This window comes from Streptomyces gamaensis, from assembly GCF_042656465.1.
Lineage (GTDB): Bacteria > Actinomycetota > Actinomycetes > Streptomycetales > Streptomycetaceae > Streptomyces > Streptomyces gamaensis.
Map to the genome: position 1 here is coordinate 110,234 of NZ_JBHSPB010000002.1, position 23,600 is coordinate 133,833.

Annotated in this window: 20 protein-coding genes; 13 read left to right on the forward strand and 7 right to left on the reverse strand. The window is 70.8% G+C overall.

Going from position 1 to position 23,600, the window contains the following annotated elements; all coding sequences use genetic code 11:
• Window positions 1-266 precede the first annotated feature (266 nt).
• A complete protein-coding gene (locus ACFP1Z_RS03235) occupies window positions 267-1,994 on the forward strand; it encodes a hypothetical protein (RefSeq protein ID WP_390314209.1) in 1,728 nt (575 codons plus the stop codon).
• 72 nt (window positions 1,995-2,066) lie between these two features.
• On the opposite strand, the gene ACFP1Z_RS03240 is transcribed toward ACFP1Z_RS03235, so the two are convergent.
• The gene (locus ACFP1Z_RS03240; protein WP_390314210.1) at window positions 2,067-2,936 is read right to left on the reverse strand and encodes an SMI1/KNR4 family protein; all 870 of its coding nucleotides are present in this window, start codon (window positions 2,934-2,936) and stop codon (window positions 2,067-2,069) included.
• Between the two features lie 463 nt (window positions 2,937-3,399).
• Between ACFP1Z_RS03240 and ACFP1Z_RS03245 the strand changes: the two genes are divergently transcribed.
• Entirely contained in the window at window positions 3,400-7,182 is a 3,783-nt protein-coding gene (locus ACFP1Z_RS03245; protein WP_390314211.1) for a P-loop domain-containing protein, read from the forward strand.
• 35 nt (window positions 7,183-7,217) lie between these two features.
• Here the strand turns inward: ACFP1Z_RS03245 and aceB are convergent, their stop codons facing one another.
• Window positions 7,218-8,822: a malate synthase A gene (aceB, locus tag ACFP1Z_RS03250; protein WP_390314213.1), complete on the reverse strand. Its 1,605-nt coding sequence runs from the start codon at window positions 8,820-8,822 to the stop codon at window positions 7,218-7,220.
• A 119-nt stretch (window positions 8,823-8,941) separates the two neighbouring features.
• Window positions 8,942-9,583, reverse strand: a complete 642-nt coding sequence (locus ACFP1Z_RS03255) for a nucleotidyltransferase family protein (protein WP_390314214.1) — start codon at window positions 9,581-9,583, stop codon at window positions 8,942-8,944.
• 148 nt (window positions 9,584-9,731) lie between these two features.
• Between ACFP1Z_RS03255 and ACFP1Z_RS03260 the strand changes: the two genes are divergently transcribed.
• A complete protein-coding gene (locus tag ACFP1Z_RS03260) occupies window positions 9,732-10,082 on the forward strand; it encodes a DUF5955 family protein (protein ID WP_390314215.1) in 351 nt (116 codons plus the stop codon).
• 402 nt (window positions 10,083-10,484) lie between these two features.
• Here the strand turns inward: ACFP1Z_RS03260 and ACFP1Z_RS03265 are convergent, their stop codons facing one another.
• Window positions 10,485-11,273, reverse strand: coding sequence for an IclR family transcriptional regulator (locus ACFP1Z_RS03265; RefSeq protein ID WP_390314216.1), 789 nt, complete (start codon window positions 11,271-11,273; stop codon window positions 10,485-10,487).
• Window positions 11,274-11,553: 280 nt separating this feature from the next.
• Between ACFP1Z_RS03265 and allB the strand changes: the two genes are divergently transcribed.
• Complete coding sequence (gene allB, locus ACFP1Z_RS03270) at window positions 11,554-12,942, forward strand: allantoinase AllB (RefSeq protein WP_390314218.1); 1,389 nt, start codon at window positions 11,554-11,556, stop codon at window positions 12,940-12,942.
• A gap of 29 nt (window positions 12,943-12,971) precedes the next feature.
• Complete coding sequence (alc, locus tag ACFP1Z_RS03275) at window positions 12,972-14,102, forward strand: allantoicase (RefSeq protein ID WP_390314220.1); 1,131 nt, start codon at window positions 12,972-12,974, stop codon at window positions 14,100-14,102.
• 26 nt (window positions 14,103-14,128) lie between these two features.
• On the opposite strand, the gene ACFP1Z_RS03280 is transcribed toward alc, so the two are convergent.
• The 3 genes from ACFP1Z_RS03280 to ACFP1Z_RS03290 all read right to left on the reverse strand — a co-directional run bounded on the left by ACFP1Z_RS03280 (window position 14,129) and on the right by ACFP1Z_RS03290 (window position 15,719).
• The gene (locus ACFP1Z_RS03280; RefSeq protein WP_390314222.1) at window positions 14,129-14,788 is read right to left on the reverse strand and encodes a thiaminase II/PqqC family protein; all 660 of its coding nucleotides are present in this window, start codon (window positions 14,786-14,788) and stop codon (window positions 14,129-14,131) included.
• A 77-nt stretch (window positions 14,789-14,865) separates the two neighbouring features.
• Complete coding sequence (locus ACFP1Z_RS03285) at window positions 14,866-15,078, reverse strand: DUF6126 family protein (RefSeq protein WP_390314223.1); 213 nt, start codon at window positions 15,076-15,078, stop codon at window positions 14,866-14,868.
• A complete protein-coding gene (locus ACFP1Z_RS03290; protein ID WP_390314224.1) occupies window positions 15,075-15,719 on the reverse strand; it encodes a helix-turn-helix domain-containing protein in 645 nt (214 codons plus the stop codon). Before ACFP1Z_RS03290 ends, ACFP1Z_RS03285 begins: the two co-directional genes overlap by 4 nt.
• Before the next feature lie 150 nt (window positions 15,720-15,869).
• Here ACFP1Z_RS03290 and ACFP1Z_RS03295 point away from each other — a divergent pair, with 150 nt between their 5' ends.
• From ACFP1Z_RS03295 to ACFP1Z_RS03330, 8 genes are all read left to right on the forward strand, one after another.
• Window positions 15,870-16,286, forward strand: a complete 417-nt coding sequence (locus tag ACFP1Z_RS03295; RefSeq protein WP_390314226.1) for a guanyl-specific ribonuclease — start codon at window positions 15,870-15,872, stop codon at window positions 16,284-16,286.
• 188 nt (window positions 16,287-16,474) lie between these two features.
• Complete coding sequence (locus tag ACFP1Z_RS03300) at window positions 16,475-17,692, forward strand: cytochrome P450 family protein (protein WP_390314227.1); 1,218 nt, start codon at window positions 16,475-16,477, stop codon at window positions 17,690-17,692.
• Between the two features lie 93 nt (window positions 17,693-17,785).
• A complete protein-coding gene (locus ACFP1Z_RS03305) occupies window positions 17,786-18,535 on the forward strand; it encodes a GntR family transcriptional regulator (protein ID WP_390314229.1) in 750 nt (249 codons plus the stop codon).
• 236 nt (window positions 18,536-18,771) lie between these two features.
• Window positions 18,772-19,782, forward strand: coding sequence for a sugar ABC transporter substrate-binding protein (locus ACFP1Z_RS03310; protein WP_465269258.1), 1,011 nt, complete (start codon window positions 18,772-18,774; stop codon window positions 19,780-19,782).
• The gene (locus ACFP1Z_RS03315) at window positions 19,779-20,825 is read left to right on the forward strand and encodes an ABC transporter permease (protein WP_390314231.1); all 1,047 of its coding nucleotides are present in this window, start codon (window positions 19,779-19,781) and stop codon (window positions 20,823-20,825) included. The genes ACFP1Z_RS03310 and ACFP1Z_RS03315 overlap by 4 nt, the downstream gene beginning before the upstream one ends.
• Window positions 20,822-21,625, forward strand: coding sequence for an ATP-binding cassette domain-containing protein (locus ACFP1Z_RS03320; protein WP_390314233.1), 804 nt, complete (start codon window positions 20,822-20,824; stop codon window positions 21,623-21,625). The genes ACFP1Z_RS03315 and ACFP1Z_RS03320 overlap by 4 nt, the downstream gene beginning before the upstream one ends.
• A gap of 264 nt (window positions 21,626-21,889) precedes the next feature.
• Entirely contained in the window at window positions 21,890-23,011 is a 1,122-nt protein-coding gene (locus tag ACFP1Z_RS03325; RefSeq protein ID WP_390314234.1) for an ROK family glucokinase, read from the forward strand.
• On the forward strand, window positions 23,008-23,583 hold the full coding sequence (locus tag ACFP1Z_RS03330; protein ID WP_390314236.1) for a hypothetical protein: 576 nt from the start codon (window positions 23,008-23,010) through the stop codon (window positions 23,581-23,583). The genes ACFP1Z_RS03325 and ACFP1Z_RS03330 overlap by 4 nt, the downstream gene beginning before the upstream one ends.
• The last annotated feature ends 17 nt before the right edge of the window (window positions 23,584-23,600 follow it).

Genomic DNA, 23,600 nt, shown 5'->3' on the forward strand with positions numbered 1-23,600 from the left:
ATCGTGTGAGACACATACGCACCCTGTCGGCGCTGCGGCACGTGGCCGCCGCTGCAGTGCTGGCTGTTATGGCGGGCGCCGGAACAGCATCAGCCACCGGGTTACCGCCGGGCCCCACCCCCTCGGCAGCTCCCGCGTCGCGACCGGCAGCCGGGCCGGAGAACGCAGCTGCCGCCGGGGCACGGCCCGTGTCCGGAAAGACCCCATCGGCTGGCCCGCAATACACCAAGTCCGGCAGTACCTGGCGCGTCATCACCCCCGAGACAGTGCTCCGCAACACGGTCACTGACGCCGACGGCCACACGGCCAACCTCACGTTCGAGGTGTGGACGACAGATGCTGACGGCAAACCCAAGACGCAGGTCAAACTGACCGACGCCAACCCGTACGGTGTCCTGGTGTCGCCCTTCGTGGCATCGGGGAGGACCGCGCAAGTCATCGTCCCGTACGGCAGGTTGAAGCCGGGCGTTACCTACGCCTTCCATACCTCCGCCTACGACGGAAGCCTGTACGAGACGGACTGGTCCCCGTGGGCGAACTTCCGCATCGAGCCCTACGTGACGTTCCCCGCGCCACAGGCATCCTCGACGATCGACCCGCTCGCACAGAAGACCATCGAGTTCACGCGCACCGACCCGGGACCGGCGCTGCCGACCCTGCGCAAGGACGGCACGCTCCTCAAAGCCCCCACCAAGAAGCGCACATGCGGTGAGTCCGACGCGCAGGGGCAGGAGCTGTGCATCGAGCTGAACCCGCCGTCCAAGAAGGCTCTCCGGGCGGCGGCACCCGTGGGGCCGGCCGTCGAACTGGTCGACTGGTGCTACGACAAGCCCTCCGGCCTGGACTACATGACCCGGACCGAAGCCTGCATGAAGAGCATCGGCACCGGCACGCTGATCTTCACCAGCACTGACCCGAAGAAGCCCGCACTGGGGACGGCCACCTTCAACATCGAGCAGCGCATCAAGACCTACCCGAACAAGGGTCAGAGTGGCTCCGACTTCGCCGAGTTCGACCAGCAGATCGTGCTGGTGCCCCAGCACATCGACCCCGAGCTCAAGGGCGTCCGTATGAAGTGGAACGCCGGGTCGACGTGCAAGTCCTGCGTGACGTCGAACATCCGGTGGGCGGACGGCCAGAACAACACTGCGGACGACGCCTACTGGGACACCAGGACCGGCGACCTGTACAGCGGGCGCTGGGGAACCATCCAGACCACCTGGTCCGGAACAGGCAAGGAGACCATCGACCTCGGATGGTCGATCACCGCGACCGTGGACGCTGGCGGGAACCCTGCTACGGCCAACTTCGGCACCAGCGGCGTGGACCCGGTGCGGGAGCTGGCCCCGCGCTGCGACGACATCCTCAAGGGCGTATCGCCCGGCTGTGTCCTGCCGTTCTTCAAGCCCACCTACACCGTCGACACCAACCTGTACCCGGCTGCCGGCGCGTACTACTGGCTGATGCAGGAGAAGATGCCCGACCACGCCGGCTCGAAGAAGTGGGACTCCCTGCTGCACTACCTGGGGCCGGACACCACCGTCACCAACCCCAATACCGGTAAGCCGTGGACCTCTGACGACAGCCGTGGAAAGGTCTGCGGGAACTGGACAGCGCATCAGACCGACGCCTCCATGGGCGCCATGGACTGCGACGAATACGCCATGGCCTCCACCCATGAGAGCGGTGGATTTCCCGGCGGCCTCAACCAGGTGTCCAACGGCGACCAGTGCGCCCAGCTCTTCACCGGCAAGATGGGTGACGGCAGCGCCGACTTCGGCCTGTTCGCCGACACCCGTAAGGCTGAGGACGGCCCGACGTGGCAGGAGAGGTGCGGTCGGGCCGGTATCGAGTCCACCCAGAACCGGCAGGCATTCAGCAAGCTGAACCCCACCGTCTGGCGCCTGCTGGACAACGACGGATTCATCGTCAGCAACCCCGGCTTCGAGCACTGCGCGAACGCCGACACGACCTGCGCCTGGCGCAAGGTCTGACGCTTTCCGCGTGACGCGCAAGGGGGGTAGGGGCCAGCAGTGCTGGTCCCTACCTTGCCTTGGATCCCATGGTCAGACCGGACCGCCGTACGTCCCCCACACCAGGGCACCATCCACCAGGCCGGGCCTGACCGGACCGGCAAGGGACGGCACCTCAAGGGCATCCGCCGTTTCCTCCAGGTAGCTGGTCAAGGACTCGAACTCGGCCTGACGGTTGGCGAACTCGTCCCACGACCACATCTCCCCTGTCCCGGCATCCAGGTAGAGGCCGGACGACCAGCTGTGCTCGCCAAGCGTGCACACCGGTATCCAGCGGCGATCCCACAGGTGGTCGTCGTAGACCTCCCCCCAGTGCCGGTGAAGGTCGACAACCTCGGTGATGGTCATGAGCTTGCCGTTGTCCTGCAAGAACGCCGCGCCCACAGAGGAATGCACGCCACGGTGCAGTCCCCACAGGGCCCTCAGCTCGACGGGAACCCTGACACCGAGTTCGCTCTCCGTCCTGTCGATCTCCTCCCGCGACGCCCCGGCCTGCAACGAGGCGAACGACGCGGGCGCACGCTCCCGCAGCCACGTCTCGATGCGCCGCCACGCCCCGGTCACCTGCCGTACCACGATCTCTTCCAGGCGGGTATCCGGGACTTGGTCGCGGTCGTCGACACCGGTGACGGGCGGCTGAGTCGCAGTGACGCTCCTGATCTCCACCCGGTCCTCTTCCAGCAGGGGCGGGCCGTAGGCGTAGTGCACCTGCAGTGCCGGGCAGTCCTCGAAGGTGTCACCGTCGATCTCCACGGTGTACGAGGACGGATTGTCCTGCGGAGTACCCAGCAGGGGGTCGTTGCTGAGCTGCGCACACAGAACCTTCAGGGCGTAACTGGCCCCTTTGCCAAGCTGGTTGCAGTGCTCTTGTACGTGCCGGGGTATGTCAACGGTCGTGGACATGGCGCGATGTCTCCCTGCGGTCGTCGCGTGGTCTTCGACGTGGAACTCGGATCGTAATCGAGGCCTAGCGCCGCTCGATCAGCGCGACGGCCGGCGCCGGACGAGGATCGTGAGCGTGGCCCGCGCGTCCCGACGGCGCTCCGGGCTGCGGGAAGCGACCGAGGTGACTGCTACCGCCAACAGCGTGGCGGCATAGGTCAGTCCCGTGACAGCGGCCAACGCAGCCGCGTCGTTCAGCGCGGCGGGAAGTGCGGACACTGCTACCCCCTGGAGCAAGGCGCCCGGAGGTCTGGTCCGCCGGGCTGCGGTCCCACAGGTATCCACCGTCCGGTGACTGTCCGGCGACTTCCGACCAGCGTTGCTGGGTGGGCCTCCAACCGGTAAGTGCAGGTGGGTAGGCTGCTCAAGCACTTCGCGGAGGTGTCCGGCGACGTCCGGCGACGTTCTGCAAGGGAGAGACTGCATGTCCACGGACAAGCCGGAGACCAAGCGGCTCGGTGAGATGCTGGGCGAGCTGTACGAAGCTGCCAAGCGAAAGCAGACGACGCTCTCGTACGAGCGCCTGATCGAGCGCTTGAAAAGGGATGTGGACCCTTCGGCGACTCTCTCGCGCAAGACCATCAGCGATTGGATGAAGGGCAAGGCGGCACCGAAACCCGAGCACAGCAGGTATTTCCTGTGGATGGTCGCGTTCTTAGCGCGGGTCGCCTACGGCAGTCGTGCCGACGACAACCCTCAACGGAGGCAAGAGAAATGGCGTGATGCGCTACTCAAGGCGCAACACGAAAGCAGCGTCAACCAACGAGGAGGCCCACGCCGCATCAATGATTCCGGCCTGGTCCATGCCTCTGCCCCCACCCACCAACCCCACATCGCCGAACGCATAGCTCCGGCAACCCTGGTGGGCCGAAACAGCGAGCTGGACGAGCTGACCGGCCTCATGACTGCGCCGGAAGGCGAAGTACCCTGCCTCGTCTGGTTGCAGGCCCCACCGTGGGCGGGCAAGTCGGCGCTGCTGGCCACCTTCGTTCTCCGGTGTCCGCCTCCCGAGGTGAATGTCGTCAGCTACTTCGTCTCGCACCGGTGGGGAACGGATCGTCGGCGTGACTTCCTGAATGCCATGTCCGTCCAACTGGCGGCGGTCGCCGGACTGAAGAAACCTCAACCTTCCAAGGATGCGGACAGCGATCGAGGCGGTACTCGCCTCCAGGAGCTGTACGAAGCCGCGGCTCGGGCCAGCGCGAAACAGGGACGTCGGCTGGTGCTGGTCGTGGACGGACTCGACGAGGACGCGGATGCCGGGCTGGGGAAGCGGAGCATCGCCTCTTTGCTGCCGCAGCGCTCACTGCCCGGGTTGAGGGTGGTGCTCTCCGGTAGGTCGAATCCGGCCGTTCCGACCGACGTCGGCAGTGACGACCTCTTGCGGGATGCCGACGCCGTCGTACGGAAACGGCTTGCTGTGTCCTCGGTGGCCTTGACAACCCGGGACAAGGCTCTGGAGGAACTGTCGCAACTGCTTGACGACCCTGTGGGCAGCAGACTTCTCGGTCTGCTGGCCCTGGCGCAGGGTGGTCTCGGCCGTGAGGACCTGGCCCATCTGATCGGGGTCCGGCCCCTCGATATCGACAAGCTCGTGCGTGGTGTCACCGGTCGCAGCATGGTGGTTGAGGATGCCGCGCCGGATACCTATGTCCTCGCGCACGACGAGCTGCGTAGGGGCGCGATGGAGGCATTGGGCGATAGGGAGATGGCCGGCAGTGAGGGACTCCTTCACGGCTGGGCGGACACCTATCGGGACAGGCGCTGGCCGGAGACGACACCTCGCTATCTGCTCACGGGGTACACCCGCCTTCTCCACAGCAATGGCGACATCGATCGCCTCAAGACATACGTCCTCGACCCGTACCGACAGCTTCGCATGGCGGCTTCGTCGGGCGCCCATCTCGCCCTGACGGACCTCGGCTTGCTGACCTCTTCCGTCCCGGTCGACGGCCTTGCTGCCCCTGACGTGGAAGTGCTGGCCGCTGTGGCCGCATCCCGGGATTTCCTGGTGGCCCGTACCCGGAACGTGTCGCGCGCGATCCCCCGCGCCTGTGCCCGGATTGGGGATGTCCAGCGAGCGAGGGATGTAGCACTGTCGCCACGAGATGCGATGGCCAAGGCAGTGAGGCTGGCCGGCGTGGCCTGCGAACTCGCCCTGGAGGGGCACGAGCAAGCGGCTGAGGTAGCGCGTGAGGCAGCCGATTGGGCTCAGCAGGGCACAAGGCAGACGCCTCCTCTTCACGCAGAGGATGACGAGCCGACGTGGGCTGCCGAGGCCGCCGTCGACCTCATCGGAGCGGGACACTGGGAAGCGGGGCTCCGGCTGCTGCGCGCGGTGCACAAGTGCGGGTCGCCGACGTACTCCGCGACGGCCCGGGCCGCAGCCCTTCTGCGCCCGTATGACCAGGAGTCGACAGAGGACTTGCTCCATGGGCTTCGGGACCAGGCCGCGTTCATGGCAATCGACGACCACGGAGACCGCACGGTCGCGATCGAGATATGGGCGACGGTAGCGGAGCACCACCCTGATCTTGAGCAGGAGCTGTACGAGCGAATAGCCGAGTGCAGCAATGAACTGTGGCGGGCTTCGGCGGGCCTGGACGTGGTGGAGGTTCTCGCAGTCGCGGCCTCCGCGCTGGCAGTGGTGCAGCCGGAGGAAGCCAGTGATCTTGCGAGTCGGGCTGCGGACCGCTTGGCATGGGCTTTCCAGGCTCCGGAATCACTGTCCGCGGCGGATCGCGCTTATGCCGACCTCGCGTTGTCTCCGGTGCTGGCTCGGGTGGCGCAGGCCTTGTGTGACACCGGGAGCCGAGTGGACCAGGCCCGCGCGCTGGTTGAGTCCGTTCCCGAGGAGTTGCGCACTGGTTACTCCGGATATGACGTCAGGTGCGTGGCACGTGACGTCATCAACAGGTCGGAGAGCGGCGTCCCCCTGAGCTCCACCGTCGCAGAAGACTCGGATTCTGATGACGCGCCGTTGCTCCGGGACGTCTCAAAACTAATGGACCAAGCCCGGCTTCCGGATGCCCGGGCATTGGTGAGCGGAGCTCTCGGCCGGTGCATGGTGCCGCGGCTTGACTCCGGGCCTCAAGTTCCGTGGCTGTCGACTCTCGCCGGAGCACTCGCGTACTGCCGTGAGCTCAAACAAGCCAAGAAGCTGGCTGCTTTTGCGCCGGACACTGGCTCACGCAGCCAGGTCCTGGCCTCTGTCTCCATGGCTTGCTCATCGATCGGGAGGCGACGAAAGGCGTTGGAGTACGCCTGTAAAGCGGCAGACACCGCTGAGGGAGCGGAGGGGGTATCGGCTTCCGATCTCGCTGCGAACGGAACATGGGGTGTCGTGGCGCAAGCCCTCGCACACGCGGGTGATACTGCCCGAGCCCTGGAGCTGGCTGAACGGGAAGGGCAGTCGCGAGATGGGTACTCCAGGGGGCAGTTGAGGCAGCGAGCACGGCAGGCCCGTGTCGCCGTCGCCGTGGGGATTGCTGCTCACGAACCAACTGCCGCAGCACGCATCGTCGAGGAGCATCTGAGCAGACTGAACAGGCGGGAGCCGGGCCTCCGAGCGGTGCGCGATCCACTGCCCGAGCTTGGCGAACTTCTTCTCGCGACGCCGGTTTCGGAAACGGCTGTCCGAGAGGAGCTGCGAGCGGCCGTCCACAAGGCATGCCACGAGGCCGAGGCAATGCCGCCCGGAGGGAACATCGATTCCGTACTCGTCCATGCGGTACTGCGCGTTGCGGAAGGCTGTGGAATGACTCCACAGCTCGACTGGCTGACCCGCGAGATAGGAACCAATCCGGAGATCCTTCCGGTTTCGGCGCTGTGTGTGCTGCACGCACTGCTCGGCGATTCCGATGCTGCGCGGAGGGCGGCGGAGTCTCTGCACGCTCCTGCGAACCGAGCAGCGGCCCTTGCCGCTGCTGCGGCACAGCTGGCAGCTGTACCAGCATGTCCGGCGCCTCTCGGTTCACGTTCGACGGCAGGCCGCGAGGCGATCACTCTGCTTGTCCGGTCCCTGGCCCTGGCGCTCGTGCCGGATGCCCCGAGGGATGTCAAGGCGGCCAAGGAACTGCTGCGGGGAGCACTCCTGGGCGATGGATGGCACCGTGCTTTGCCGGTACTGGCGCAGCTCGCACCGAATGCTGTGACCCGGGTGTTCTCCATCGCCCATGTCCACCTGAGTTCGCGTCCTACGAGCTGAGACCGCGGACCGGCCCGACAGCTGCGGGTGACTCATCACTCCAGCAGCTCACACCCCGGCACTGTCAAGAACTCCACAAACTCCTCGTCCAGCGCCACCTTCAGCAGCAGATCATGCGCCTCCCGCCACCGCCCCGCCGCGAACGCCTCCGCCCCGACCGCATCCCGTACCGCCGCCAACTCCCTACCAGCCACCGCCCGTACGACCTCCGCCGTCGCCTTCTCGCCACCCTCCAGAACCACACCCGCATGGACCCACTGCCAGATCTGCGACCGTGAGATCTCCGCCGTTGCCGCGTCCTCCATCAGGTTGAAGATGGCGACGGCGCCGACGCCCCGCAGCCACGCCTCGATGTACCGGAGCCCCACCGCCACCGCGTTGCGCAGGCCCTCGGCGGTGGGGCGGGCCTTCAAGGAGTCCACGGCCAGGAGTTGATCTGCCGTCACCGATACGTCGTCCCGCAACTGCCCCTTCTGATGCGGCCGTTCGCCCAGCACCGCGTCGAACGACTCCCGTGCCAGCGGTACCAGATCCGGATGCGCGACCCACGAGCCGTCGAAGCCGTCCGCTGCCTCACGGTCCTTGTCGGCGCGTACCTTTTCGAAGGCGGTGCGGTTGACCTCCGGGTCCTTGCGGGAGGGGATGAAGGCGGCCATGCCGCCGATCGCGTGGGCGCCGCGGCGGTGGCAGGTGCGTACCAGTAGCTCGGTGTACGCGCGCATGAAAGGTGCTGTCATCGCCACGGCGTTGCGGTCCGGGAGGACGAAGTGCTCACCCGCGTCGCGGAAGGTTTTGATGAGGGAGAAGAGGTAGTCCCAGCGGCCCGCGTTCAAGCCTGAGGCGTGCTCGCGGAGTTCGTGGAGGATCTCGTCCATCTCGAAGGCCGCTGTGATGGTCTCGATGAGGACTGTGGCGCGGACGGTGCCGGGCGGGAGGCCCACGTACTCCTGGGCGAAGAGGAACACGTCGTTCCACAGGCGGGCTTCGAGGTACGACTCGGTCTTGGGGAGGTAGAAGTACGGGCCCTTGCCGAGGGCGACGAGACGGTGGGCGTTGTGGAAGAAGTACAGGCCGAAGTCGACGAGGGCGCCGGGTACGGGGCGGCCGTCGACCGTCAGGTGGCGCTCGTCCAGGTGCCAGCCGCGTGGGCGGGCCACGACGGTCGCCAGTTCCTCGGCCGGCCGCAGGGCGTAACGCTTGCCCTCGGGGCTGGTGAAGTCGATGCGGCGCTCGAAGGCGTCGATGAGGTTGAGCTGGCCGCCGATCACGTTCTCCCAGGTGGGGGAGGAGGCGTCCTCGAAGTCGGCGAGCCAGACGCGGGCGCCGGAGTTGAGCGCGTTGACGGTCATCTTCCGGTCGGTGGGGCCGGTGATCTCCACGCGGCGGTCCTGGAGCGCGGGCGGCGCGGGGGCCACGCGCCAGTCTGGGTCGGCGCGGATGTGCGCTGTCTCCGGGAGGAAGTCCAGCCGGCCCGTGCGCGCGATCTCGGCACGCCGTTCCGTGCGCCGGGCCAGCAACTCGTCGCGGCGCGGGGTGAACCTGCGGTGCAGCGCGGCGAGGAAGGCGAGTGCCGCGTCCGTGAGGACCTCGTGCTGCCGCTGCACGGGGCGGGGGGCGGTGACGGTGGCCGGTGCGGACATGGCGATCACTCCTCGGGTGCGGCGACAGGGCGCGGCGACAGGGCGCGTATGCGTGAGCGGGAGCGGCACGGAGTGCCTGGGCACTGATCTGTGGAGAATAGTTTTCTTATGGTGGAACTTCAATGGGAGGTGGCGTGGCGGCGTCGGTCCAGGAGCCGCAGGTCCTCCGGAGCGTCCACGTCGTCCGGTGCCGCCACGTCCGCGCACTCCACCAGCGTCAACTCCGCCGCGTGCGCCCGCAGATACGCGCGCGCCCCCCGGTCGCCCTCGGCCGTCTCCGCGACGGCGGCCCAGTGCTCGCGTCCGAACAGTACGGGGTGTCCGCGTTCGCCCGCGTACGAGGCCGCCGCCAGCTGCGCCCCCGCGCGGTGCGCGGCCAGGATCCGGGCCACCGCCCGTGCGCCGACGCGCGGTTGGTCGACGAGGCCGACCAGTACGGCCGGTGCGTCCGAGGTCGCCACCGCCGCCAGGCCCACCCGCAGCGAGGTCCCCATGCCCTCGGCCCAGTCCGGGTTGTCGACCAGGACGCAGTCGCGCAGCCCCGAACTCCCGCAGCGCGCCCGGACGTCGGGCGCGGCGGCGCCCAGCACCACGTACACGGGTGCGCAGCCGCCCTCCCGGAGGGCGCGTGCCGCGTGTTCGACCAAGGGCCGTCCCCGGTGCTCCAGCAGCGCCTTGGGGTGCCCGCCCAGCCGCCGGCCGCCGCCGGCCGCCAGGAGCAGTCCCGCGACCGGTATTGCCTCCGCTTGCGTCTCCGTCATGAATCCTGCATACCGCATGGCATCGATGTCACCCGCACGTGCGATGTGCGGACGCTATTTCGCGCTACGTATGGTGCCGGGCACGGAACGTGCCGTTAACTGATCCGCGAGAGCGCACGGGAGGGGGATTGCCGTGACGGAGGGCACCGTGAGCACTGCGGGGGACGCCAGAGCCGCCGAACTGCGCGCGGCCGTGTCGCGGCTGCGCCGCGAACTGGCCGCGCATCCTGCCATGTTGCGCGACCGGGGCGCCGCCGAGGACGAACTGGCCGCGCTCGACGCCCTGATACGCGCCGGGGAGCCCGAAGTGTCCCGGCTGCGGCGGTCGCTGCTCCTGCTCGCGGGGGCCGTCGGCTCGGTGAGCGCCCTGGCGCCGGCCCTGGGCGAGGTCCGCGCGGCGGTCGACAGCTTCGGTACGGGAGCGCCACGGGGTGTGGGCGCGGCGGCCGACGCCCCGGGTGAAGTCCCGCTGCCGCGCAGGCCCCTCGACGACTCGTGACGATCCGCGCGGCGCCCGGTGGGCTTTGTCGCGAAGCGCTGTCGTGAAGGGCTGTCGCGAAGCGTGTGGGCCCCGGCGGGCGGCCCCACCCGCAGGCACTCCGTGCCGAAGGTACGCGGCCGCCGCGCCGTTCGGCTGTCGGGCCCGCGCCCGTACGCCCGGGACGGCAGACGCGTGTGTGCCCCGGTACCGAGGCGCACACCCCGGCCGTCGGGCCGCCCCGCACCGTGCGCCGGCCCGCGAGACCACCGGGCGGCGGCCCGCCGACAGCGCCCGTACGTACGGGCCGAAGGCGCCCGGCACAAGCCGTCCCGCGCAGGGCCGTTCGCTGCCCCACCCTCCGGTCGGCAGACCACCCCACACCCGGAACCCCCACCGCGCCCCCGCCGTCAGGCCACCCCGTCACGCCACCGGCGTCGAAGCCGCCAGCGTCGCCGACAGTTCCGCCGCCACCTCCTGCAGGACCGGGACGATCCGTTCCGTCGCCGCGTCCGTGACGCGGCCCGCCGGGCCCGAGATGGAGATGGCCGCCGAGGTGGGGGAGTCCGGGACCGGGACGGCCAGGCAACGGACGCCGAGTTCCTGTTCGTTGTCGTCGACGGCGTAGCCGCTCTCGCGCACCCGGGCCAGTGCCTGGAGGAAGACGTCGGGGGTGGTGATCGTCTTCTCTGTCGCCGCCGGCATGCCGGTACGGGTCAGGAGCGCGCGTACCTCCTCGTCGGGGGCCTGGGCGAGGAGCGCCTTGCCCACCCCCGTGGTGTGCGGCAGCACCCGTCGGCCCACCTCCGTGAACATCCGCACCGAGTGCCGTGAGGGCACCTGCGCGACATAGACGACCTCGTCGCCGTCGAGCAGCGCCATGTTCGCGGTCTCGCCGGTCTCCTCGACCAGGCGCGCCAGGTGCGGGCGTGCCCAGGTACCGAGGAGCCGGGAGGCGCTCTCGCCGAGGCGGATCAGGCGCGGGCCCAGCGCGTAGCGGCGGTTGGGCTGCTGGCGTACGTAACCGCAGGCGACCAGCGTGCGCATCAGCCGGTGGATCGTGGGCAGCGGCAGCCCGCTGCTCGACGCCAGTTCGCTGAGCCCGACTTCGCCGCCCGCGTCGGCCATCCGCTCCAGCAGGTCGAAGGCGCGCTCAAGGGACTGGACGCCACCACTGGCTGCGGCGGCTCTGGGCTCGGCGGACGAGGGCACGGCGGGTCCTTCCGGGATCGGGATGGCAGCAGCCTACCGGGCGGTCGGCGGGCCGTTCGCCGCGTTCCGCGCAGCGGAACGATCCTTCTGTCGATTGAAAAGCGCCAGGCCGGACGGGGGGAGAGCGGGCAGCCCTTGACGGGCGCGGAGCACGGCTGAAGACTGCGGGCTGCGGTTCAACGAACCGTTGAAGCCGTTGAAGTCGAAGACGAGGTGCGAGCTGTCCGTACGTACCGGGTCCGTAGGTACCGGGTACGGACCGGGGAGGGGCCGACCGCAGATGACCGACGACGTCCGCACCCGCGATACCCAGGATGCCCGCGCCCGCCACGACCTCCTGCTGCGCTCGGCCCGCGTCGTCACCCCCGACGGCGTCCGCGCCGGCTGCGTCGCCGTCTCCGGCGGCACGGTGACCGCCGTGCTGCCGTACGACGCCTACGAGCGCCACGCACCCCGCGCCGCACAGGCGGAGGACCTCGGCGGCGACGCCCTGCTGCCCGGCCTCGTCGACACCCACGTGCACGTCAACGACCCCGGCCGCAGCGCCTGGGAGGGCTTTACGAGCGCGACCCGCGCGGCGGCGGCCGGCGGCGTCACCACGCTCGTGGACATGCCGCTCAACAGCCTGCCGCCCACCACCACCCTCACGAACCTGCGCGTCAAACAGGACGTGGCGGCCCGTCAGGCGTACGTCGACGTCGGCTTCTGGGGCGGCGCGGTCCCCGAAAACCTCGCCGACCTCAAGTCCCTGCACGACGCCGGGGTGTTCGGCTTCAAATGCTTCCTCTCCCCGTCCGGCGTGGAGGAGTTCCCGCCGCTCACGCGCGGCGACCTGGAGGCGGTCGCCGCAGAAGTCGCCTCGCTCGGCGGGCTGTTGATCGTGCACGCCGAGGACCCGGCCCGTCTCGCCGCCGCCCCGCAGAGCGGCGGCACCCGCTACGCCGACTTCCTCGCCTCCCGGCCGCCCGCCGCCGAGGACGCCGCCGTCGAGCACCTGATGGACGTCGCCCGCCGGCACGGTACGCGCGTGCACGTACTGCACCTGTCCTCCGCCGGAGCCCTGCCCGCCATAGCGGCGGCGAAAGCACAAGGGTTACCGGTCACCGCCGAGACGTGCCCGCACTTCCTGACCCTGACGGCGGAGGAAGTCCCCGACGGGGCCACCGAGTTCAAGTGCTGCCCGCCCATCCGCGAGGCCGCCAACCAGGACGCGCTCTGGCAGGCACTCGCCGACGGCACCCTCGACTGCGTCGTCTCCGACCACTCGCCGTGCACCCCCGACCTGAAGGTCCCCGACTTCGCGGCCGCGTGGGGCGGCGTCTCCTCCCTCCAACTGGGCCTGCCCGCCGTGTGGACCGCCGCCCGGCGGCGCGGCCGCACCCTGCGCGACTTGGCCCGCTGGATGTCCGAGGGCCCCGCCGCCCTCGCCGGACTGCACCGCAAGGGCGCCATCGCGCCCGGATACGACGCCGACCTCGTCGCCCTCGCGCCCGAAGCCTCCTTCACCGTCGACGCGGCCGCCCTGCGCCACCGCAACCCGGTCACCGCCTACGCCGGACGTACCCTGCACGGCGTCGTACGGTCCACCTGGCTGCGCGGACAGCGCGTCGCCGGCCCCGGGGCGGCGACGGAACCCGTCGGCCGCCTCCTCCAGCGACAGCGACGGTGACCACCCCACTCAGCAAGGGAGTTCCGCGTATGCACGACACCGCCATACCCTCCTTCACCGGCGCCGCGCGCCCGTACCCCGGCGGCGACCCCTACGCCGACTACCGCGGCGCCCCCCTGCCCTTCACCCACCTGCCCGACCTCGCCGACCGCCGCCTCGGCGCCTCCGTCCTCGCCGCCAGCGACGAGTTCTTCGCCGACCGCGAGCACCTCCTCGACCCCGCGGCCCCCCGCTTCGACCCCGAACTCTTCGGCCACAAAGGCAAGGTGATGGACGGCTGGGAGACCAGACGCCGACGCGGCACCCACGCCGCCCCGCACCCCGCCGACGACGAGCACGACTGGGCGCTCGTCCGCCTCGGCGTCCCGGGCACGGTGCGCGGCATCGTCGTCGACACCGCCCACTTCCGCGGCAATCACCCCCAGTCCGTGAGCGTCGAGGCCACCTGCCTGCCCGGCACCCCCGGCCCCGCCGACCTGCTCGCCGACGGCGTGCCCTGGACCGTCCTCGTACCGCGTACCCCCGTCGGCGGGCACGCCGCCAACGGCTTCGCGGTCGAGGGAAGTTCACGCGTGACCCACCTGCGGCTCCGGCAGTACCCCGACGGCGGTATCGCCCGGCTGCGCGTGCACGGCGAACCCCTGCCCGACCCCGGCTGGCTCGCCCTGCTCGGCACCTTCGACCTCGCCGCGCTCGAACACGGCGGGCAGGTCGAGGACGCCTCCGACCGCTTCTACTCCTCGCCGCTCAACACCATCCGGCCCGGCCGCCCGCACGGCATGCACGACGCGTGGGAGACCCGGCGGCGCCGCGACCGGGGCCACGACTGGGTGCGCTACCGCCTGTGCGCGCACGCCGCCCTGCGCGCCGTCGAGATCGACACCGGCTGCCTCAAGGGCAACGCGGCCGGCTGGGCGGCCCTGTCCGTCCTCGACACGACCACCGGCGCCGACCCCGCCGATCCCGCCGCCGGCTGGCGCGAGATCCTGCCCCGCACCCCGCTGCAGCCGGACGCCGTGCACCGCTTCCCCCTGCCCGGAGTGCCCCAGGGCACACACGTCCGCCTGGAGATCCACCCCGACGGGGGCATCGCCCGGCTGCGCGTCCACGGATCGCTGACCGAGACCGGCGCGCGGGACCTCAAGGCACGCGGCTGCTGAACCCGGCTGTCCGGTAACGCTGTTGCTCAGGACGTGGCGAGTGTCCGCCAGAACATCGCCTCGTACTCCTGGAGCAGCCGCCCGTACCGCAGGGCCGGCCGCTCCGTGAACAGGCCCGCGTCCATGCCCTCCTGAACCGCCCTCAGGGACAGCTCCGGGAGCTCCGGCGCGGGCTCGGCGAAGAAGTCGAAGAAGCCGCACGCGTCGTCGCCGAGCCCGTAGAGCTCGCGCAGGGCCCGCGCGATGGACGCGCAATAGCCGCCCCACGCCGCGAAGTTGGCGTTCAGGGCGACGACCACGTCGACGGGCTCCGCGCCGAGCGCCAGCCAGGCCGCGTACGCCGGATACGCCTGGCAGCCCGCCAGCGGCTCGTACGCCCGTACCGCCTCAGCGTCCAGACCGCACGCCGCCACCAGGGCGTCCAGCCGCTCCAGCGCCACGCCCTCGCCGCGGGCCAGGAAGCCGAAGAACGCCGCCAGGTGCGGCCGCCCGGCACAGCGCAGTGCCAGATGCGCGAAGCTGCGGCGGTCGGCGACGACGATGTGGTGCTGCTCCAGCGCGAGCGCGGCGAGCACACGGCGCGGCGCCTCTCCCGAGACGAGGCGGGGGAGCAGCGGGTTCGCGGACGCCTCCGGCGTCAGCCGGCGCACCGCGTCCGCCAGGACCTCCGCCGCCGTACCGGTCATCGCCTTCCCCTCTCGTTCCCTTCTCACGGGACGCGGGACCCTTCCGCACCAGGGTCCCGCAGGGGCGGGCGGACGCGCTACCCGGCGCCGCCCAAGTAGAAGATCAGGAACAGGAAGGCGGCGAAGATGTGCACCGCCACGAGATAGATGAAGACCCGCATGGTCATGCCCATCGGCGCGCGGTCCTCCTCCCGAACGGTCCGCACGGCCGGCGCAGCCGGCGCGGTCTGCGCGGTCGGCTCGGGGTCCGTACCTGTCACGTCGTCGGTGGTGTGCGCGGTGTCGCTCACGGCCGTCCTCCCAGCCCTCTCGGGTTCCCCGCGGCGCCCCCGAGACACAGCTCGGTCGCGCCGCTCTGCACCAGCGTGTGCATGAACAGCAGATCCACTCCGCCGCGCGACGCGGCCGCGATGCGGTGCGGAGTGAGCGAGTCGAAGTGCGCGGCGTCGCCGGGCTCCAGGACGTGCGTGGCCTCGCCCAGCGTCAGCCGCAGCCGCCCCGCCGTCACGTACAGCCACTCCTCGCCCGGGTGCACCCGCACCAGCTCCGCCTGACCGCCGGCCTCCGGCGGCACGTGCAGCCGCAGCGCCTGCATGGCCCGGCCGGAACCGCCGGCCCGCCAGTACCTCCAGCCGCCCGCCTGCTGCGCCTCCATCCGCCCGGCCCGCACGATCGGGTCCTGCTCCGGGGGCACCTCGCCCAGCAGGTCGGAGACCGTGGTCCCATAGGTGCGGGCGAGCGCGAGCAGCATCGGCAGCGACGGCGTGCGCCGGCCGGTCTCCAGACGCGAGAGGTGCGCGGGGGACAGACCGGCCCGGGCGGCCGCCGCCTCCAGGGTGAGCCCGCTGCGCCGGCGCAGTTCGCGCAGGCGCGGGGCGACGACGGGCAGGTCCTCGCCGGGGGGACTGTCGAGGTGACTGGCGCTGCTCATGTCTCCGGTATAGCCAGCGTTCTGCCTACGAGGCAAAAGTTTTGCCTTTGAGGCAAGAACCTGGTGAATCCCCCGGCGATGGTGAACGTTAAGGAAACATCAAGTATTTGTCGTTGACATGACAGGTGCTACGCGCGTCATGCTGGCGCTATGACAACCCCCCAACGTTTCACGCGTGTTGCCGCCCTGGCCGCGCTCGCTTCCGCGCTCCTCGTCGGCGGCCCCGCCGTCGCCGCCACCCCCACCGCCCACGCGGCCGCCGTGCGGGCCGGCGCGCAGTCCGTCGGCACCGTCTGCTACTCCGAGCTGCCCTCCCAGGCCCACGACACCCTGGGCCTGATCGACAAGGGCGGCCCGTTCCCGTACCCGCGCGACGGCATCGTCTTCTCCAACCGCGAGGGCGTCCTGCCGCAGCAGTCCAACGGCTACTACCACGAGTACACGGTCATCACCCCGGGCTCCCCCGACCGCGGCGCGCGCCGCATCGTCACCGGGCAGCAGAAGCACGAGGACTACTACACCGAGGACCACTACGAGAGCTTCGACAAGGTCGACTGGGGCTGCTGACGGCCGAGTTGAACCGCTGACACAGCATCCGCTGACGTCTCGTCAGGCCAGAGTGCTGCCGTACGGCCCGTACCGGCCGTACGGCAGCACACCGCACAGCGCCGCCACATCCTCCACGCGACGGACGCGCTCCGCTCCACTTCTCCGTACGGTGTCCGCAGTCGAGCCGGAAGGCGGTGTCAGTGGACATGTCGGACACGCACACAACCCAGACGGAGACGGTCGACCTCGACGCCTGCGGGCCGGAGTTCACCGAGAACCCCTATCCCCTCTACGCCGCACTGCGCGAGCGCGGGCCCGTGCACCGGGTGCGCAGCGAGGGCATGGAGATGTGGCTGATCACCGGCGCCGAGGAGGCCCGCGCGGCCCTCGCCGACCCCCGGTTCGGCAAGGACTGGCGCCGCCTCGACCTGTGGCACGGGGAACCCGCCGGGAGCTCGCCCATCTTCACCAATCTCCTGGAGATGGACCCGCCCCAGCACACCCGGCTGCGCAAGCTCGTGGCCCGGGAGTTCACCGGGCGCCGCGTCGAGGGCCTGCGGCCCCGCGTCGAGGCCATGGCCCACGACCTGCTGGACGCCATGCTCGCCGCGCCGGACGGCCGCGCCGACCTCGTCGACGCCTTCGCCTTTCCGCTGCCCATGACCGTCATCTGCGAACTGCTCGGCGTGCCCGAGCCGGCCCGCGCCGCCTTCCGGGTCTGGACGGCCGAGATGGTCGAACCCTCCGGCCCCGAGGCGGACAAGGCCGCCGTGACGGGGATCACCCAGGCCCTCGCCGACCTCGTGGCGGCCAAGCGCGGCGCCCCCGGCGACGACCTGCTCAGCGCGCTGGTGCGCACCCACGACGAGGACGGCGACCGGCTCTCCGGCGACGAACTCCTCGGCATGGCCTGGCTGCTGATCATCGCCGGGCACGAGACCACCGTGAACCTCATCACCACCGCCGTCCGCCAACTGCTGCTCCACCCCGGCCAACTCGCGGCAGTGCGCGCCGACTTCGGCCTCCTCGACAACGTCGTCGAGGAAGTCCTGCGCCACGACGGCCCGGTGGAGAACGCCACCTTCCGGTACACCACCGAACCGGTGACCGTCGCCGGCACCACCATCCCCGAGGGCCGGATCGTCCTCGTCGGCCTCGCCTCGGCCGACCGCGACCCGGGCCGCTGGCCCGAAGCCGACCGCTTCGACATCCACCGCGACACCCGGGGCCACCTCGCCTTCGGGCACGGCATCCACTACTGCCTCGGCGCGCCGCTGGCCCGGCTGGAGGCCCGTATCGCGCTGCGCGCCCTGCTGGAGCGCTGCCCGCGCCTCGCCCTGGACGCCGACCCGCGCGAGCTGCACTGGATACGCGGCACCCTCATCCGCGGCACCCGCACCCTGCCGGTGCGGTTCCGGCCCTAGACCCGGCGCCGGACCCGGCACAGCTGTACGCATGTCCGGACAACCTGACCTCCGGACTTCCCGTCATCCGGTCGTCCGACTACGCTCCCAGGCGTGGCGAAGCACCGACCTCTTGATTTCAGCCTGGACCGCGGCAGCCCCGTCCCCCTGTACTTCCAGCTGTCGCAGCAGCTCGAAGCGGCCATCGAGCAGGGCGGGCTGGCCCCGGGCAGCCTGCTCGGCAACGAGATCGAGCTCGCCGCCCGGCTCGGGCTCTCCCGCCCCACGGTGCGCCAGGCCATCCAGTCGCTCGTGGACAAGGGGCTGCTGGTGCGGCGCCGGGGCGTCGGCACCCAGGTCGTGCACAGCCAGGTCAAGCGGCCGCTGGAGCTCAGCAGCCTCTACGACGACCTGGAGGCCGCCGGCCAGCAGCCCGCCACCGAGGTGCTGTGCCACACCGTCGAACCCGCCTCCGCCCGGGTCGCCGCCGCCCTCGGGGTCGCCGAGGGCGGCGAGGTCGTCCTGATCGAGCGGCTGCGCCTCGCGCACGGCGAGCCCATGGCCCACCTGCGCAACCACCTCCCCGCCGGCCTGCTGGACCTCGATGCCGCCAAGCTCGCCGAGACCGGCCTGTACCGGCTCTTCCGCGCGGCCGGGATCACCCTGCACAGCGCCCGCCAGACGATCGGCGCCCGCGCCGCGACCCCCGAGGAGGCCGAGCGCCTGGCCGAGCCCGCCGGAGCCCCGCTGCTGACCATGGAACGCACGACCTTCGACGACACCGGGCGCGCCGTCGAGTTCGGCTCCCACGTCTACCGCGCCTCGCGCTACTCCTTCGACTTCCAGCTCCTGGTCCGCCCGTGACGGCCGGGCCGCGCCGCGTGGCGACCGTCCGTCAGAATGTTCCGGCAAAAGGCGGAGCACAGGGCGAACAGATTGTGGCGCACGCCACTGCGGCTCCCGCCACATAGCAGCAGCCCCGCACGCCACCCCGCATGCCCCGGCGACACCGGTGACGGATGGTGACGGATACTTGGGCGGTTGGGCCCGCCGGACCGGGCCCGGTCGCACGTGAAAGACAGCGAGAAGGGCAGTTCCTCGTGGCAAGGGTTCACAGACGTGTACGGGCGGTGAGCGCCGCACTCGCGGCAGTGCTCGGCGTCACCCTGGCGGGGTGCAGCAGTACGGGCGGCAAACGCGCCGAGGAGCGGGCCGCCCAGGCCGCCCAGGGGCACGCCGCCGTGAACACTCCCCGCTGGACCTTCGCTATGGTCACGCACTCCGGCGACGGCGACACCTTCTGGGACATCGTCCAGAGCGGCGCCAAACAGGCGGCCGTCAAGGACAACATCAAGTTCCTCTACGCCCACGACGTCGAGGGCAACAAACAGGCCCAGGACGTCCAGGCCATGATCGACCAGAAGGTCGACGGCCTGATCGTCACCCTGGCCAAGCCCGACGCCATGAAGGACGTCGTCGCCCGGGCCCGGCAGGCGGGTATCCCGGTGGTCACCGTGAACTCCGGCTCGGAGGAGTCGAAGAAGTTCGGCGCGCTCACCCACATCGGCCAGGACGAGACCATCGCCGGCGAGGCCGTCGGCGACGAGCTCAACCAGCGCGGGAAGAAGAAGGCCGTCTGTGTCCTGCACGAACAGGGCAACGTCGGCCACGAGCAGCGCTGCGCGGGCGTGAAGAAGACCTTCAAGGGCGAGCTGGAGAACCTCTACGTCGAGGGCACCAACATGCCCGGCGTGCTCTCCACGATCCAGGCCAAGCTCCAGTCCGAGCAGGACATCGACGCCGTCGTCACCCTCGGCGCGCCCTTCGCGCCCACCGCGGTCAAGGCCGCCGAGCAGGCGGGCAGCAAGGCCGAGATCGACACCTTCGACCTCAACGCCAAGGTCGCCCAGGGCCTCAAGGACGGCTCGCTCGGCTTCGCCGTCGACCAGCAGCCCTACCTTCAGGGCTACGAGGCCGTCGACCTGCTGTGGCTGTACAAGTACAACGCGGATGTCCTCGGCGGCGGCCGCCCGGTGCTGACCGGCCCCCAGATCATCACCAAGGACGACGCCGGCCCCCTCGCCGAGTACACCAAGCGAGGCACCCGATGAGCACACCCGCGCACACCGCCCCGGCGGCCGACGAACGGCTCCTCGGCCGCAGCCGGACGCGCCGGCTGATGGGCCGCCCCGAACTGGGCGCGGTCGTCGGCGCCGCCGCCGTCTTCGTCTTCTTCGCCGCCGTCGCGCCCGTCTTCCTCAAGGCGTCCAGCCTGTCGACCGTGCTCTACGCCTCGTCGACCATCGGCATCATGGCGGTGCCGGTGGCGCTGCTGATGATCGGCGGCGAGTTCGACCTGTCGGCCGGTGTGATGGTGACCAGCTCCGCGCTGGTCTCCTCGATGTTCAGCTACCAGATGACCGCGAACGTCTGGGTGGGGGTGGGCGTCTCCCTGCTTCTCACCCTGGCGATCGGCCTCTTCAACGGCTTCGTGCTCACCCGCACCAGACTGCCGAGCTTCATCATCACGCTCGGCACCTTCCTGATGCTCACGGGCCTGAACCTCGGCTTCACCAAGCTCATCTCCGGAACCGTCTCCACCAAGAGCATCGGTGACATGGAGGGCTTCGAGTCCGCCCGCGCCGTCTTCGCCTCGCACCTGACGGTCGGCGGCGTCGACCTCCAGGTCACCGTCCTGTGGTGGTTCGCCCTCGTCGCCCTCGCCACCTGGGTGCTGCTGCGCACCCGCGCCGGCAACTGGATCTTCGCGGTGGGCGGCGGCGCCGACGCGGCCCGCGCGGTCGGCGTCCCGGTCAACAGGACCAAGATCTGGCTGTACATGGCCGTCGCGTTCGGCGCCTGGGTCTCCGGGCAGCACCTGCTGATGTCGTACGACGTCGTCCAGTCCGGCGAGGGCGTCGGCAACGAACTCCTCTACATCATCGCGGCCGTCATCGGCGGCTGCCTGATGACCGGCGGCTACGGCTCGGCCATCGGCGCCGCGGTCGGCGCGTTCATCTTCGGCATGACCAGCAAGGGCATCGTCTACGCCCAGTGGAACCCGGACTGGTTCAAGTTCTTCCTCGGCGCGATGCTGCTCCTCGCGACCCTGCTCAACGCGTGGGTCCGCAAACGGGCGGAGGCCAGCAAATGACCACGGACGCGTTGGTGGAGCTGACGGACGTCAGCAAGTTCTACGGCAACATCCGCGCCCTCGAAGGGGTCTCCCTCCAGGTGCACGCCGGCGAGATCACCTGCGTGCTGGGCGACAACGGGGCCGGCAAGTCCACCCTCATCAAGATCATCGCCGGGCTGCACCAGCACGACGCCGGCACCTTCGCGATCGAGGGCGAGGAGGTCCGCCTCGGCTCCCCGCGCGAGGCCCTGGACCGGGGCATCGCCACCGTCTACCAGGACCTCGCCGTCGTCCCCCTGATGCCCGTGTGGCGCAACTTCTTCCTCGGCTCCGAGCCCACGAAGGGCAAGGGCCCCTTCCGGCGCCTGGACGTCGACCTCATGCGCGGGACGACCCGCGCGGAGCTGCTGCGCATGGGCATCGACCTGCGCGACGTCGACCAGCCCATCGGCACCCTCTCCGGCGGCGAGCGGCAGTGCGTGGCCATCGCCCGCGCCGTCCACTTCGGCGCCAAGGTGCTCGTCCTCGACGAGCCGACGGCGGCGCTCGGCGTCAAGCAGTCCGGCGTCGTGCTGAAGTACGTCGCCGCCGCCCGTGACGCGGGTCTCGGCGTGGTGCTGATCACCCACAACCCGCACCACGCCTACCTCGTCGGCGACCGCTTCGTCCTGCTCAAGCGCGGCACGATGGCCGGCAGCCACCTCAAGGAGCGGATCGCGCTGGAGGAGCTGACCCGGCAGATGGCGGGCGGCAGCGAGCTCGACCAGCTCAGCCACGAGCTGGCGCGCGCCACGGACCCGGGCTCCGGTACGGGCTGAGCGGCCCGGCGCCGTCCCGCCCGCAGTGAGGGTTATGCGGCCCACACCGCCGGTAAGGCACAATCGGCCACGGTGGGCCGCACGTGGCACCGTCCGTCACGGACCGCCACCCCCGGTCCACGACCGGCACCCCGTCCAGTCGGTCCGGCCCGTCCGGCCCGTACGCCCGAGGCGCACCCGCCTCCCGAGACCACCCCAGGGACAACGACCAGTGCGAGCACGCTCCCGATCATCCGCCCGGCCCCACCCGGGGGAGGCGGCACGATGAGCACGTACCGCGAGCGGGTCCACCGGGGTACCGCGAGGGCGACCGTCCTGCGCACCGTCGGCACCCGCGAGCGCCGCTCGCACCTGACCGCGCCCCGGGTGCCCACGGTCGGCATCGACATCGGCGGCACCAAGGTGATGGCGGGCGTCGTCGACGCCGACGGGAACATCCTGGAGAAGCTGCGCACCGAGACCCCGGACAAGTCCAAGAGCCCCAAGGTCGTCGAGGACACCATCGTCGACCTGGTCCTGGACCTCTCCGACCGGCACGACGTGCACGCGGTGGGCATCGGCGCCGCCGGCTGGGTCGACGCCGACCGCAACCGGGTGCTGTTCGCCCCGCACCTGTCCTGGCGCAACGAGCCGCTGCGCGACCGCCTCGCCGGCCGCCTCGCCGTCCCCGTCATGGTCGACAACGACGCCAACACCGCCGCCTGGGCGGAGTGGCGCTTCGGGGCCGGCCGGGGCGAGGACCACCTGGTGATGATCACCCTCGGCACCGGCATCGGCGGCGCCATCCTGGAGGACGGCCGGGTCAAGCGCGGCAAGTACGGGGTCGCCGGCGAGTTCGGGCACATGCAGGTCGTGCCCGGCGGCCACCGCTGCCCGTGCGGCAACCGCGGCTGCTGGGAGCAGTACAGCTCCGGCAACGCCCTGGTGCGCGAGGCCCGCGAACTGGCCGCCGCCGAGTCCCCGGTCGCCTACGGCATCATCGACCGCGTCGGCGGCAACATCGGCGAGATCACCGGCCCGATCGTCACCGAGCTCGCGCGCGGCGGCGACGCCATGTGCGTCGAGCTGCTCCAGGACATCGGGCAGTGGCTCGGCGTCGGCATCGCCAACCTCGCCGCCGCCCTCGACCCCTCCTGCTTCGTCATCGGCGGTGGCGTCAGCGCCGCCGACGACCTGCTCATCGCCCCCGCCCGGGACGCCTTCCGCCGCCACCTCACCGGGCGCGGCTACCGCCCCGAGGCCCGTATCGTCAAGGCCCAGCTCGGCCCCGAGGCCGGCATGGTGGGCGCCGCCGACCTGGCCCGGCTCGTCGCCCGCCGCTTCCGGCGCGCCAACCGGCGCCGCGTCGAGCGCTACGAGCGCTACGCACGGGCGGGCCGCGCATGAGCGCCACCACCGACCACGGGCCCGCCACCACCGCTCCGCCCGCCGCCCCGGCGCCCGGCGGCGGCCGCCGCCACCGCTGGCTCAAGCCGGTGATCGCCTTCCTGCTGATCGCGATACCCGTCGGCTATCTGTACATCTCCGCGATGCAGAGCCGGGCCGGCAGCGCGCCCAAGCGGGAGGAAGCGGCCCGGACCGGACCGGAGGAGGGCTGGCCCTCGCGGGTGCAGCGGCGCATCTACGAGGTCGCGCCGCCCGGCCGCTCCGAGGACGTCTCCCACTTCGAGGTCAACGCCTGGAAGTCCAGCTCGCTGTATCTGCGGTTCACCACCGACCGCAAGGGGCTCAAGACCTTCCTCAAGCGGGTCGGCACCACGGCGGCGGAGCTGCGGACCGGCGAGGTCCCCATCGACCAGGAACAGGCCGCCGTGGTCGGCTGGAAGATCGGCTCCGGTGAGCACTGGGCGGGGGAGACCCTCAGCCACGACAAACCCCGGCCCACCCTGGAAATCGCCGTCAATACGGACAACCCGGACTATCCCCAGGTATTCGTCGTATCCACGGCGACCCCCTGAGGGGGAGAAAAGCCCGG